Consider the following 13,320-nt stretch of genomic DNA (forward strand, 5'->3'; position numbering starts at 1 on the left):
CGCCTCAGCAGGAATCCCGGCAGGAACCCAGCAGGAAGAGGCCCGCCACGTGAGACGCGCGACCCGCAGCGCGGCCCTGGCCGTCGCGGCGCTGCTGCTGCCCGCCGCTCCCGCCGCCGCGACCATGCCCGCCCCGGCGCCCGGGTCACCGGTCTCCTGCGCGGCGACGCTGTCCGCGCCCACCCGGGAGGCCGCCTTCGCCGCGGCGGCGCGGGACACCGGCGTGCCGGAGCCGCTGCTCAAGGCCGTCTCCTACATGCTCTCGCGGTGGGACGACCACCAGGGCCGGCCCAGCACGGACGGCGGTTACGGCGTCTTCGACCTGAGCGACCGCACGCCCGGCCCGGGCACCGACGCGGACAAGGGCCGCGTGGCCGAGGCGAAGAGCCAGATCACCCGCGCGGCCGAGCTGACCGGCCTGACGGCCGACGCCCTCAGGCGCGTGCCGAACGCCGGGGTGTGCGGCGGCGCGGCGCTGCTCGCCGCCTACCAGCGCGAGAACCCGCGGCGGGAGGGCCTCCGGAGCGGCGGCGACGGCGGCGAACTGGCCGCCTGGCGGGACGCCGTCGGGCGCTTCGGCGCCGGGCACGACTTCGTCCGGCAGGTCTACCAGACCCTGCGCGGCGGCGAGAGCCGGGTCACGGCCGACGGACAGACGGTGACGCTCCCCGCCGACGAGTCGGTCCCGCTCCCGAAGGCCGAGACCGCCGCCGCTCCCGGAACCGGCTGCCCGGAGGACCTCGGCTGCGAGGCGATCCCCGCGCCGTACGCCAAGCTCACGCCCACCGACCCGGACAACACCACGAAGTACGGCAACCACGACATCGCCGATCGGACCGGGCCGGGCGGGCCGAAGCTGAACTACATCGTCATCCACGACACGGAGGGCTACTACGACCCTTCCGTACGGCTCGTGCAGGACCCGGCGTATCTCGCGTGGAACTACACGATCCGCTCCGCCGACGGCCACGTCGCCCAGCACCTCGACCCGAAGGACGTGGGCTGGCACGCCGGCAACTGGTACGTCAACATGCACTCCATCGGCGTGGAGCACGAGGGCTTCGCCGGTGACGCGACCTGGTACACCGAGTCGGCGTACCAGACCTCGGCGACGCTGGTGAAGCACCTCGCGGCGACGTACGGCATCCCGCTCGACCGGGCGCACGTCATCGGGCACGACCAGGTGCCGGGCACCGTCGCGGGCACGACCAAGACGATGCACTGGGACCCGGGGCCGTACTGGGACTGGGACCACTACTTCGAGCTTCTCGGCGCGCCGATCGGCGGCGGCCGCGCGGCCACGACGCAGGTCTCCGCCGGTGACGTCGTGGAGGTCCGCACCGGATACCAGGACAACGCGCAGCCGGTCACCGGCTGCGCCGCGGCGTCGCCGCCCTCGCCGGAGTGCGTCCCGGGAGCGGGCACGAACTTCCTGCCGCTCCGCCAGGCGCCGTCGGAGGACGCCCCGCTCGCCGCCGACCCCGGCTGGAAGCCCGGCGGCGAGGCGGGCACGACGTACGTGAGCGACGTCAGCGCGCGCGTCGTCTCGGGGCACAAGCTCGTCGTCGCGGAGGTGCGGGGCGACTGGCTGGGCGTGTGGTGGGCGGGCTCGCTCGCCTGGCTGCACAACCCCGCCGACCGGCCCGTCGTGCTCCCGGCGGCGGCGAAGACGGTCACCGTGAAGGCGGGCGCGACCGGCCCGGCCGCCGTCTACGGCCGCGCCTACCCGGAGGCGGCGGCCTACACCGGCACCGACGTCCCCGCGCAGGCGGTCTCGGCGCTGGAGTACACGATCCCGGCCGGGCAGACGTACGCGGTGAGCGACGACGACGTGGTGACGGACTACTACCGGGCGACGTCGTTCGACGGGTCGGCCCCGGGCGACCGCACCGACGTCAGGGGCCAGGACCGGTACTACCAGCTCTGGTACGCCCACCGGCAGGTGTTCGTCCGGGCGGCCGACGTGGACCTGCACGACGCGCGGCCGTCCGCGCTGGTCAGCACCGCGCCCCCGGTGGTGCGCGGCGATCCGTGGATCGGCCGGCGGCTGACGGCCTCTCCCGGCACGTGGACGCCCGCGCCGAAGAGGATCCGCTACCAGTGGCTGCGCGACGGCGCGAAGATCCGGGGCGCGACGGGGCGGGCCTACCACGTCACGGGCCGCGACCGCGGGGCACGGCTGTCCGTACGGGTGACGGCCTCGGCCCCCGGCTACGAGAGCGGCGTCGCCACCTCGGCGGCCACCGCCCCCGTCCGGTCGCCCGTGCGGTCGCACCGGCACCCCCACCGCCACGGCCACCGTCACCACAGGTAGCCGAGGGCGCGAGGCCCTACCGGCTCCTCGGCCTCGGGGTGAAGTAGTGCGCGACCATGTAGGCGGTGACCCGCGCGCCGATCTTCGCGCCCTGTACGTCCGCCGTGCGGGTGTGGATGCCGCCCCAGACGCGGGCCTCGACGACCTCGGCGAGCGCGTGGGAGAAGCCGCGGAAATACCGGGTGGTGCCCGAGTCGGCGCTGTAACCGCTGAAGGGAATGTCGTCCCGGCCGAAGAAGTGCCGCAACGCCGACATGCTCGCCGCGGTGAAGCAGGTGTGCCCGGACGTGTAGTCGGGGTGCGGCGGCGTGACGAGCAACGGCGTCCAGGCGGGGTCGGCGGCCGTCTCCGGGTTGCCGTCCGTGTCGGCCAGCCGGATCGCGGTGACCGGGCGCCAGAAGTTCCAGGCCGCCTTCTCGTTGTAGCAGGCGATCGTGGCGTCGGTCTCGGCCAGGTCGACCATCGCGAACATCCGCGCCGCCTGGAGGGCGTTCAGGCGCTGCCGCGTCGCGAGCTGACGCTTGATCTCCCATTCGGCCAGATGCCGGTCGTGCCACCAGATCGCGGCCTGCGTCTGGTCGGCCGTACGGACCGTGCTGGTCGCCGAGCCGATCGTCTTGACCTCGTTGAGGTCCCGGGCGTACCGGCGGCCGGTGAGCGCCGGTGGGCCGGACGTGCGGAACATGGACGCGCTGGGGATGAGGAACGGTTTGAGGTGACCGACCCATGCCCCGTCCGAGGCGTACGCGGGCGGCGCCGGCCGCCACTGACCGGGGCGGGTGCCCACGGGCCAGGTCTGGTCGCCGAACGCCCCGTCGTCCCGCCGCGCCGCGATCATCGCGTCGGCGGCCTTGTCGCCCACGGTTGTTCCCCGCTGTTTCGCGGTGCCGTCGGGTATCGCGCCCAGCGACTCGTCGTACTGGGCTTTCAACCTCGCCTGCTGGTCGGGAAACAGCGCTCGCAGCACCTGGTAACTCGCGGCCGCGACGGCCGCGTCCGTCGACTCCGTGCCGTCGGCGGCCGGTGCGACCAGGTACGGCCGGTAGGGAGCGCCGGCGATCGCGTTCACCGCGTCGTAGACCGCCCCGTGCACCATGGCGAAGCTGCGTGCCTGGACCTGCGGCTGCTGACCGGCGACGTCCCAGATCGCGGTCTGGGCGTTACGGTCCCAGACGATGACGGCGTCGGCGGACGAGCCCGACTCCCCGGCGTACGCCGAGGACGGGCCGAGCGCGATGGGCGACCCGGCGGCGATGACCCCGGCGACGGCCGCCCAGACGACCATGGGTCGCGGAGCGGCAGCCCGGCATGCGGCGAATGGGCGGAACATGAGCGCAGGCTACTATGCCGACAATAGGCGTTACAGTGGTTGACATTTCCGGAAAGCACATATCGATCCAGCCGGAATAGCGGGTTATCCGAGATATACGTGTTTCCGGTCCGGCGAGCAGGGTGGATATGCCGGCTCTGTTTGTCCGGCCCCCTGTTTTTTGTCCGGCCCTGTTCATCCGGGCTGCTCACGGGTGCCGGTGAGGTCGTCCCGCGCGGCCGCGCCCGGCGTCCGTACGGTGAGGGCGACGAGCGTGACCCCGCACGCCAGGAGCAGGGCCAGTTGCAGGGCTCCGACGAGGGTGATCAGGCCGGAGAGGTACCCCTCCGCCCCCGGGTGCAGCGTGGCCGCCCGGGCCACCACGGCGGGCACGGTCAGGATCGCCGCCGCGGGGGCGACGGAGCCGGAGGCCACCACCGGCGGCGCGGAGACGGGGGCTGCGGAGGCCGGGGCTGCGGAGGCCGGGGCGGGCGTGGCCGGGGCGGGGGTGGCGGAAGCCCGGACCGCGGACCGGCGCAGGACCAGCCACGCCGTCACCGCGAGCAGCGAGACACAGGCGAGGCCCGCCGGGTCCAGCCACAGCCATGGCTGCAGCGTGAGCGGGCCCGGTTCGCCTCCGGCTCTCGCCGCCGCGCCGAGCGCACCGACGGCCAGGGCGAGCAGGACGCCCGCCGCGACCGGGACGGCGACGACACGCGCGGCCGTCGCACCGGGCAGGCGCGGCGGCGGCGCGTCGCGGTGGAACCCGGCCGTCAGCGCCAGCGCCGTCACCAGGGCCGGCAGCGCCGTCAGGAGCCCTGCGATCCAGCCGGGTCCGCCGGCCGCCCCGGGGTCCAGCGCGTACGGCAGGACCAGGGCCGCCCAGGCCGCCGCCTTGGCCGTGCCCGCCCGGCCACGGACGAGCGCTCCGAGGCTCGCGGCCCACAACAGCGGCGCGAGACCGGACAGCACCTGACGCAGCCGCTCGGGCGATCCGGGGTCGCCGATGCCCATGAGGCCGTCGGGGAGCACGCCGGCGACGACGCCGTACGTGAGCACCGTCTGCGCGGCGAACAGCGCGCCGATCATCGTCCAGAAGACCAGGCCGAGGATCGCGGCCCCTCGGACCGCCTCTCCCGTGGCGTACTCCCCCGGCGGCGAGCCGGGGCCGCCGAGTCGCACCCGCAGCGCGAGCGCGGCCACCCCGGCGATCTCCGCCCACCGCACGCGCTGGTCGTCGAGGTCCGTCTCCGCGCGGCGGGCGCCGTCGAGGAAGGCGGAGACCATCTCCTCCTCGCGCCGCGCCCGGTAGGACGCGGGCAGCAGCCGGAGCACCCGCCGGTAGCGTTCCTCCAGCACGCTCATGCCAGGCCTCCCGCCTGGCGGAGGCGGAGCCGCTCGACGGCGCGGTGGGCGTTGTCCGCCAGGCGGACGGCCTCCTCCTCCAGCGCCCGCGCCCCCTCGTCGGTCAGCCGGTAGTAGCGGCGCAGCCGTCCCTGCCTCACCTCCTCCCGGTCGGGCTCCACCAGGGCGTCGGCCGCGAGCCGGTCGAGCACGCCGTACAGGGTGCCGATCTTGAGCTGGACGTGCCCTCCGGAGAGCCGCTCCACCTCCTGCGCGATGCCGTAGCCGTGCCGCGGCTCGTCGACCAGTGCGGTGAGGACGAGAAAGGCGGGTTCGGTGATCGGCCGTGGTGTCATGCGCTCATCATATATCGAGAGACATGATATTCAAGGCCGGACGGCATAGCCGAGTTGTCAGGAGGTGATGCGGAAGGTGGCGTCCTGCCGGTCGACGGAGCTGGAGGACGCGCTCAGCGGGTCGATGCGGAGCAGGTAGTCGTAGTGCCTGATGTAGCGGTCGGGGTAGTTGTAGGAGCGGAACGACGTCCACGCCGAGTCGGCCAGGCCGGCGGTGCGGTAGAAGGTGGCGTCGGCGCGGAACGTCGCGGTGTTCTCGGCGGCGGCGAGCCGCAGCTCGTAGTTGTAGTGCCGCAGGTAGCTGCCGGGATAGTTCACCGACTCGAACGACACCCCGGCCGAGTCGGCGAGGCCGGGGACCATCCGCCACATCTGGTCGCGGTACGGATCGAAGGGATAGGCGTCGATGCGCGCGACGTTGTTCTGGTGCCGTACGAACCGGTCGGGGAAGTTGGAGGACTTCAGCCGCACCCAGTTCGGCGTCCCCCACCGGCTGACCAGGGCGTTGTACTCGGCGTCGGTGATCTGGGCGATCGAGCCGTGCTTGGAGTTCAGCGGCGGGGTGTAGTCACGCTGGTTCAGCGGGGTCCAGGAGTTGGCGCCGACGTTGGCCGACCCCCAGGCGTAGTAGTCGTTGTTGACGGGACTGTACGAGTCGCCCCACAGCCGCCACCCGCCCTCGTTGGTCCGGTGCAGCAGCGGCGCCTCGATGCCGCTCCCCTGGATCAGGCCGCTGGTGTAGGTGGTGAAGCTGTTGGGGGCGCCCGTGGACGACCGCGCGCCGTAGAGACGGCCGTCGCCGAGGTTCTTGTAGTAGAGATAGGTGGTTCCACCGTCCACGACGATGTCGCCGTCGAGCACGCCGAAGCCCGGGCTGAAGAAGGTCTGGGCGGCGCCGACGTTCACGAAGTCCGTCGTGTAGTTCACCCTGAGGATCTCGGCCGCGGAGTAGACGATGCCGTACTGCCCGCGCGAGGCGTCCCAGAAGACCGTCGGCGCCCAGGTGTGGTCGTTGGTGGTCTGCATCCGCACCCGGCGGTATCCGGTGAAGTTCGTCAGGTTCACCGAGTCCCAGACGTGCAGATACTGACTGTTCGAGTTCCAGTCGGTGCCCTTGAGATCGGTGGCGATCACCACGAACGTGCCGTCGTTCTTCCGGAACACCTGCGGGTCGCGCAGGCCCAGTTGGCCGGCCGTCGGGGTGACGACCGGGTTGTTCTGGTTCAGCGGCGTCCAGTTGAGGCCGTCCCGGCTGACCGCCAGGTGCAGGCCGTAGTCCGCGCCCTGGGCCGACGGCGACTCGGTGAAGTACGCGAAGACGTAGGCGGCGTACGTCGCCGCCTGCGCCTCGCGCGGGAAGCCCGCCGCGCCCGCGGTCACGAGCGCGGCGGAACCGAGCGCCGCCTTGGTAAAGTCTCTCCGGGACAGGGTCACGAGGAGCCTGCCTTTCTCGATCTCAGTGGGACGATCTCAGGGGCGGTCTCAGGTGGACGGAGCCTCGCGGCGGGAGGCGGAAAGGCGGGACGGGCGGCTCAGCGGTAGCCGGCGGCGACCACGTCGGCCTGGACCGCGTTCTCGGTGGCGTCGGACGGGTAGCCCGAGACGATCGCCCCCTCGTAGAAGGTGCCCGCGCTGAGGTTGGTGTTGGTGGCGCAGCAGTCGCCGCCGCTGCCGAGGATGATCGCGCCCTGCTTCCTCATCGGGCTGTAGCCGGGGGGCAGCGAGCCGTCGTAGAGGGTGTAGAGGCTGCCGGACTGGGCGTTGCTGCCCTTGATCGCGAACCGGGACGTGCCGTTGTTCTTCAGCGTCGCGGTGACGAACTTGCTGGTGAAGGCCCGCTGGTTCGGGTTCCAGGAGCTGCTCCCACCGGGGTAGAGGCCGTATTCGAGGTCGGCCTGCACCCACGGGCCGCTTCCGGAGCAGCCGCCGAACCAGCAGCTCGTGCCGAAGTAGATCGCGTCCATGGCGCCGGCGCCGTCGGCCCTCCGGGTCGTCTCGCTGTTGCCGTAGTCGAAGCAGCAGCCGCTGTTGACGTGGGTGCCGCTGGTCACCATGTAGACGCCCTCGGGCGCGCTGCCGGTCGGCACGCCGGTCGTGTGGCCGTCGCGCCAGTAGCTGTTGCCGGGGTTGATGTACAGCGAGTAGGCCTTGCTCCCGCCGACCGTCAGCGACTCGGTCGTCGCCTTCGCGGGGGTGGCCCTGCCGCCGGCCCCGCCCGACCCCTGGTACCAGACGTCGTTGCCCCGCCCGGACTGGTCGTACACGACGGTGATGACGCAGGTGGTGCCGGAGCAGAACGAGTCCTGGGCGGCGGCATTGGCGACACCGCCCGCGCTCAGCACGCCGATGTTCCGGGTGGCGTTGTCGGACGACCGCCTGACCTGGTAGAGGTTGCCGTTGTAGGCACGGTAGAGCGCGCGGGTCGTGCTGTGCGCGGCCACGCACGGTGTGCCGCCCGCCGCGTAGATGTCACAGGGCTTGGACGACCCCTGCGGGGTGGACGACGGGCTCGCTGAGGGACTGGCCGACGGCGTGCTCGACGGGGTGCTCGAGGGCGTGACGGAAGGTCCCGTCGAGCCGGTGCAGGTCGTGCCGTTGAGGGCGAAGCTCGTCGGCGCCGTGTTGGTGCCGCCGAAGGCGCCGTTGAAGCCGAAGCTCGTGTTGCCCCCGGTCGGGATGCTGCCGTTGTAGGAGGCGTTGGTTACCGTCACCTGGGAGCCGGACTGGGTGTAGGAGCCGTTCCAGAGCTGGCTGATCGTCTGCCCAGAGGGGAACGACCACGTGAGCCGCCACCCGTTGACGGGGTCACCGAGGTTGGTGATGGTCACGTTGGCGCCGAAGCCGCCGGACCACTGGCTGCTGACCGAGTAGTCCACCCGGCATCCGGTGGCGGCGTGGGCGGTGGTCGTGGTCAGCGCACCGGCCCCGCCGATCACGGCGGCGACCCCGGCGGCGATCCAGAGCCGCAGACGAGGAATCTTCATGAGCGCTCCCGTACGGGCTGCGAGGAGGAGGGTTGTTAGCGCTAACACAGGGGGGCCTTAAGTGTTAGCGCTAACAAGTCTTCGAGGAGGCCAGGCCGTTCTTGAGTCGGATCGGGACGGTGGTGGTGCAGCGGAGCAAACACGAGGCGGCGAGGACCCGTCAAGGTCCGTACGGCGCCGCCTCCTCCGCCGGGACGCCGCGAACCCGCCTCATCTGCCGGTACGAGCACCGGGCCGGGACGACCGGCGGGAAGCGGGCGGTGAAATTTACAGTGGGGGCGTTCGGTCGCCGGACCGCCTTGGCAGGGCATCGCCCCTGATGCGTTACGCGACATAAATGCTGTTACGGTTAGCCGCGGTGTGCGAGAAGTCTGGTCGGCAACGTCCCGTCGTTTCCGGACAGGGAGGTTTCCGGGTGGTAGCGAGCACGACCGGCCGACGCGACCCGCGAGGCCGCCCATGAGCGCACTGCTGCCGGCCTTCGCCGGACTCCTGTTGCTGGCCGTGCTGCTGTCAAGTCTGGCCAACCGGACGATCCTGTCCACCGCGGCCCTGTTCCTGGTCGCCGGGTTCGTGCTGGGCGACGGCGCCCTGGGCCTGGTCTCGGTCGCCCCCGACGACGAGATCGTCGGCACACTGGCCGAGCTCGCCCTGTTCGCCGTGCTGTTCACCGACGGCATGCGGGTCGGCTGGACGGAGCTGCGCGAGGCGTGGAAGCTCCCGGGCCGGGCGCTCGGCTGGGGCCTGCCGCTCACGTTGCTGATCACCGCCGTGGGCGCGCACTACCTCGTCGGCCTGGGCTGGATCGAGTCGCTGCTGGTCGGCGCGATCCTCGCGCCCACCGACCCGGTCTTCGCCGCCGCGCTGGTCGGCAACGAGAAGGTGCCGCCCCGGCTGCGCCGGCTGTTGAACGTCGAGTCCGGTGTCAACGACGGGCTCGCGCTGCCGTTCGTGATGGTGTTCCTCGCCGTCGCGGCCGGATCGGACAACCTGCACCTCGGCGAACTCGGCCTGGAGCTGGCCGTGGGCGTGCTCGTCGGCGTGGCCGTCCCCTGGCTCGCGATCACGCTGGAGCGCACCCGCTGGTTCTCCGCCTCCACGGCGTACGAGCCGCTGAACGCGCTGGCCATCGGCCTGCTGGTGCTGGCGCTGGGCAAGGCCACGCACGGCAACCTGTTCCTCGCCGCGTTCTGCGCGGGCATCACGGTGGCGACCTTCGGCGAGCGGCAGCGCGAGTCGTTCGAGCACTTCGGCGAGCTGATCGCCGAGCTGTTCAAGCTGGCCGCGCTGCTGGTCTTCGGCGCGCTGATCACCCCGTCGCTGCTGGGCGCGGTGGGCTGGACGGGCTGGGTGTTCGCGGTCCTGGCGCTGGTGGTGGCCCGGCCGGTGGCCATCTGGGTCTCCTTCCTCGGCTCCCGCCTCGGCCTGCGCGAGCAGGCCGCGGCGGCCTGGTTCGGGCCCAAAGGCTTCGCCTCGGTCGTCTACGGGCTGATCGTGCTGGGCTCCGGCATCGTCGCCGCCCAGCAGGTCTTCCAGCTCGTCGCGGTCACCATCGTCGCCTCGATCCTGCTGCACTCCTCCACAGACGTCCTGGTGGCCCGCTGGTTCGACGACGAGCGCGACGTGCCCGGCTGGTACGGCGCCGCCCGCCGCCTGCGGGAACGCGTACGCGGAGATCGGACGGCATGAGGCTGTTCTGGGCGGTGCTGGGGCGCTTCACCCGGCCGGCGCAGGTGATCACGACCGTGTTCGGCGCGGCCGTGCTCCTCGGGACCGCCCTGCTGTCCAGTCCGCTCGCGACGACCTCGGGCGAGCCCTCCGACTGGATCACCGCCCTGTTCACCGCCACCTCCGCGGTGTGCGTGAACGGGCTGACCGTCGTGGACACGTCCGCGCACTGGTCGCCGTTCGGCGAGGCGGTCATCGCCGCCCTGATCCAGGTCGGCGGCCTCGGCATCATGACCCTCGCCACCGTCTTCACCCTGCTGGTCTCCCGCAGGCTCGGCCTGCGCGCCCGGTTGTCCGCCCAGGCGGAGACCAGAGTGCTCAACGGGGGCGACCTGCGGCGGGTGGTGGGCAGGGTCGTGGTGTTCAACCTGTCCTGCGAGGCCGTGATCGCGGCCGTCCTCACGCTCAGGTTCGTCCTCGGCTACGGCGAGTCCCCCGGCCGCGGGCTCTACCTGGGCGTGTTCCACGCGGTCTCGGCGTTCAACAACGCCGGTTTCGCGCTGTGGCCCGACAGCCTCGTCCGGTTCGCCGCCGATCCGTGGATCTGCCTGACCGTCGCGGTGGCGGTGATCGTGGGCGGCCTCGGCTATCCCGTGGTGTTCGAGCTGCGCCGGTCCTGGCGCCACCCGAAGCGCTGGTCACTGCTGACCCGGATCACGCTCGCGGTCACCGCCGTCCTGCTGGCCGGCGGCACGCTGGTCTTCCTCCTCACCGAGTGGGCCAACCCCCGCACCCTCGGCCCGCTGGACGGGCAGGCCAAGCTGCTGACGGCCTTCTTCACCGCGGTCATGCCGCGCAGCGGGGGGTTCAACAGTGTCGACATCGGGCAGATGCACCCCTCCAGCTGGCTGGTCACCGAGCTGCTGATGTTCGTCGGCGGCGGCAGCGCGGGCACCGCTGGCGGCATCAAGGTCACCACGCTGGGCCTGCTCACGTTCGTCGTGTGGGCGGAGCTGCGCGGCGAGAGCCAGGTGAACATCGGCCACCGCCGCCTCACCGAGGCGGCCCAGCGGCAGGCGGTCTCGCTCACCGTGCTGAGCGTGAGCCTGGTCGCGCTCAGCACCTATATCCTGCTGGTGCTGACGCCACACGCCCCGGACGAGGTGCTCTTCGAGGTCGTCTCCGCCTTCGGCACGGCAGGGCTGTCCATCGGCGTCGCCTCCGCCGTCTCCCCCGCCGCGCAGACGCTGCTCACGCTGCTGATGTTCGTCGGCCGGATCGGCCCGCTCACGCTGGGCTCCGCCCTGGCGCTCAAGGAACGCACCCGCCGCTATGAACTACCGGAGGAGGACGTCATCGTTGGCTGAAATGAGAAACGACCCTGTGGCTGTGATCGGTCTCGGCCGTTTCGGCACCTCGCTCGCCCTCGAGCTGGTGCGGCGCGGCACGGAGGTGCTGGCCATCGACCACCGGCCCAAGGTGGTGCAGAGCCTCGCGGGCCAGATCACCCACATCGCCCGGGCCGACGCCACCGACCCCGAGGCGCTGCGCCAGCTCGGGCTGCCGGACTTCTACCGCGCGGTCTGCGCCATCGGCAGCGACCTGGAGGCGAGCATCCTCACCTCGTCGCTGCTGGTGGAGATGGAGATCGACGACATCTGGGCCAAGGCGGTCAGCAGCCAGCACGGCCGCATCCTCAGCCGGATCGGCGTCCAGCACGTCGTCTTCCCCGAGCACGACATGGGCGAGCGCGTGGCCCACCTGGTCAGCGGGCGGATGCTCGACTACATGGAGGTCGACGAGAACTTCGCGCTGGCCAAGACCCTCCCGCCCAAGGAGTACGTCGGCATCCCTCTCGGCGAGTCCAGCCTGCGCCGCAAGTACGGCGTGACGGTCGTGGCCGTGAAGCGGCCGGACGAGGAGTTCACCTACGCCACCGCCGAGACCGAGCTCGGCTACGGCGATGTGATCATCGTGTCCGGCCGTACGGACAAGGTCGAACGGTTCGCGGAGCTGCCCTGAGTCCATGGCGGGGTCCATGGCGGGGTCCATGGCGGGGTCCATGGCGCGGCCGGTGGCGCGAATGTCCGCCTTTACCACCCGCGACATCACGAATCCGAGTAACGTCATCACTCATAGTGATCGCACATCCCACATAATCACTTGGGTGGGATGATCCCGAAAAGTCGTCATCCGCTCCGGAAGATCGGGAATGCCCCCTTCTGAGCCGGGAAGGAGTAGAGCCATCACGGAAGGTGTTTCGTAGTGGTACGGGGACCGGCATTGGAGCCGCGGTGAGCAGTTCTCAGAGCGTCCTGCGTGCGTTGCCGTTCATCGCGATCTCCCTGGTCGTCGTCGTCGACCTGGTCAGCGGGCCCGGTCTGGGCTTCCTGCCGCTGCTCACCCTCGGGCCGACCTTCGCCTCGGTGGCCGGCGCCGTGCGCCGCACGGCCCTGGTGGGGGCGCTGGCCCTCGCCATCTGCCTCCCCCTCTCCGTCTACGACGGCCTGTTCGGCCGGCCGCAGAACAACCTCACGATCGCGGCGATCGTCGGCGTCACCGCCGCGAGCATGCTGGCCAGCCGGCTGCGGAACCGGCGGGAGCGGGAGCTCGCCGACGTCCGCGCGGTCGCCGAGGCCGCCCAGAGAGTGCTGCTGCGCCCGGTTCCCCGCCGGGCCGGCGACCTGCGGGTGGCGCTCTCCTACACCTCGGCGGCGGCGGAGGCCCAGATCGGCGGCGACCTGTACGAGGTGGTCACCACCCCGGAAGGCGTCCGGATCCTCATCGGCGACGTGCAGGGCAAGGGCCTCGAGGCGGTCGAGACCGCGGCGTGGGTGCTCGGCGCCTTCCGCGAGGCCGCCTACGACGAGCCCGAGCTCTCCGGAGTGGCCGAGCGCGTGGAGGCCAGCCTTGGCCGCCAGCTGAGTGGGGAGAAGTTCGTCACCGCGATCCTCGCCGAGGTGCACGAGGGGGAGATCTCCCTGCTCAACTGCGGCCATCCGGCCCCGCTCGTGCTGCGCGCCGACGGCACGGCCTCTTTCGCCGAACCCCAGGAGGAGGCGCTCCCGCTCGGGCTCGGCGCGCTGGGCTCGCCGCGGCCCAAGCCGCACCGGCTGCCCTTCGGCGACGGCGACCAGATCCTTTTCTACACCGACGGCGTGATCGAGGCGCGGGACCGGGAGGGACGCTTCTATCCCCTCGCCGAGCGGGCGCACCTCGCCTGGGGCGACGATCCCCAGGCGGCCCTCGACGACCTGCGCGCCGACCTGCTGCGTCACGTCGGCGGACCGGTCCCCGACGACGCGGCCATGCTGCTCCTGCGCCGCCATCCGGGCTGACCGGCGG

10 protein-coding genes are annotated in these 13,320 nt (G+C 71.8%); 5 read left to right on the forward strand and 5 right to left on the reverse strand.

The genetic code is table 11. The features are described 5' to 3' along the window. Positions 1-49: 49 nt before the first annotated feature. A complete protein-coding gene (locus F5972_RS16845; RefSeq protein ID WP_225311554.1) occupies positions 50-2,314 on the forward strand; it encodes an N-acetylmuramoyl-L-alanine amidase in 2,265 nt (754 codons plus the stop codon). 16 nt (positions 2,315-2,330) lie between these two features. Here the strand turns inward: F5972_RS16845 and F5972_RS16850 are convergent, their stop codons facing one another. The 5 genes from F5972_RS16850 to F5972_RS16870 all read right to left on the reverse strand — a co-directional run bounded on the left by F5972_RS16850 (position 2,331) and on the right by F5972_RS16870 (position 8,307). Beyond that, the gene (locus F5972_RS16850; protein ID WP_225311555.1) at positions 2,331-3,644 is read right to left on the reverse strand and encodes a vanadium-dependent haloperoxidase; all 1,314 of its coding nucleotides are present in this window, start codon (positions 3,642-3,644) and stop codon (positions 2,331-2,333) included. A gap of 174 nt (positions 3,645-3,818) precedes the next feature. Further along, on the reverse strand, positions 3,819-4,988 hold the full coding sequence (locus tag F5972_RS16855; protein ID WP_150934413.1) for a hypothetical protein: 1,170 nt from the start codon (positions 4,986-4,988) through the stop codon (positions 3,819-3,821). Beyond that, a complete protein-coding gene (locus tag F5972_RS16860) occupies positions 4,985-5,323 on the reverse strand; it encodes a PadR family transcriptional regulator (RefSeq protein ID WP_225311556.1) in 339 nt (112 codons plus the stop codon). Before F5972_RS16860 ends, F5972_RS16855 begins: the two co-directional genes overlap by 4 nt. Before the next feature lie 57 nt (positions 5,324-5,380). Further along, positions 5,381-6,757: a glycoside hydrolase family 43 protein gene (locus F5972_RS16865; RefSeq protein ID WP_150934414.1), complete on the reverse strand. Its 1,377-nt coding sequence runs from the start codon at positions 6,755-6,757 to the stop codon at positions 5,381-5,383. Positions 6,758-6,855: 98 nt separating this feature from the next. Next, complete coding sequence (locus tag F5972_RS16870; protein ID WP_150934415.1) at positions 6,856-8,307, reverse strand: arabinofuranosidase catalytic domain-containing protein; 1,452 nt, start codon at positions 8,305-8,307, stop codon at positions 6,856-6,858. Positions 8,308-8,766: 459 nt separating this feature from the next. Here F5972_RS16870 and F5972_RS16875 point away from each other — a divergent pair, with 459 nt between their 5' ends. From F5972_RS16875 to F5972_RS16890, 4 genes are all read left to right on the forward strand, one after another. After that, positions 8,767-9,996, forward strand: a complete 1,230-nt coding sequence (locus tag F5972_RS16875) for a cation:proton antiporter (protein WP_150934416.1) — start codon at positions 8,767-8,769, stop codon at positions 9,994-9,996. Next, positions 9,993-11,342: a TrkH family potassium uptake protein gene (locus tag F5972_RS16880; RefSeq protein WP_150934417.1), complete on the forward strand. Its 1,350-nt coding sequence runs from the start codon at positions 9,993-9,995 to the stop codon at positions 11,340-11,342. The genes F5972_RS16875 and F5972_RS16880 overlap by 4 nt, the downstream gene beginning before the upstream one ends. 1 nt (position 11,343) lies before the next feature. After that, complete coding sequence (locus F5972_RS16885; protein WP_191910161.1) at positions 11,344-11,997, forward strand: potassium channel family protein; 654 nt, start codon at positions 11,344-11,346, stop codon at positions 11,995-11,997. 272 nt (positions 11,998-12,269) lie between these two features. Continuing rightward, the gene (locus F5972_RS16890; RefSeq protein WP_225311557.1) at positions 12,270-13,313 is read left to right on the forward strand and encodes a PP2C family protein-serine/threonine phosphatase; all 1,044 of its coding nucleotides are present in this window, start codon (positions 12,270-12,272) and stop codon (positions 13,311-13,313) included. Positions 13,314-13,320: the final 7 nt, after the last annotated feature.

This window comes from Microbispora cellulosiformans (genome assembly GCF_008728085.1).
GTDB lineage: Bacteria > Actinomycetota > Actinomycetes > Streptosporangiales > Streptosporangiaceae > Microbispora > Microbispora amethystogenes.

Excerpts from the sequence above, each read along its gene's own strand:
- F5972_RS16880 (WP_150934417.1), top strand. The coding sequence starts at position 9,993 with ATGAGGCTGTTCTGGGCGGTGCTGGGGCGCTTCACCCGGCCGGCGCAG.
- F5972_RS16860 (WP_225311556.1), bottom strand. The coding sequence starts at position 5,323 with ATGACACCACGGCCGATCACCGAACCCGCCTTTCTCGTCCTCACCGCA.
- F5972_RS16875 (WP_150934416.1), top strand. The coding sequence starts at position 8,767 with ATGAGCGCACTGCTGCCGGCCTTCGCCGGACTCCTGTTGCTGGCCGTG.
- F5972_RS16870 (WP_150934415.1), bottom strand. The coding sequence starts at position 8,307 with ATGAAGATTCCTCGTCTGCGGCTCTGGATCGCCGCCGGGGTCGCCGCC.
- F5972_RS16885 (WP_191910161.1), top strand. The coding sequence starts at position 11,344 with ATGAGAAACGACCCTGTGGCTGTGATCGGTCTCGGCCGTTTCGGCACC.
- F5972_RS16850 (WP_225311555.1), bottom strand. The coding sequence starts at position 3,644 with ATGTTCCGCCCATTCGCCGCATGCCGGGCTGCCGCTCCGCGACCCATG.
- F5972_RS16855 (WP_150934413.1), bottom strand. The coding sequence starts at position 4,988 with ATGAGCGTGCTGGAGGAACGCTACCGGCGGGTGCTCCGGCTGCTGCCC.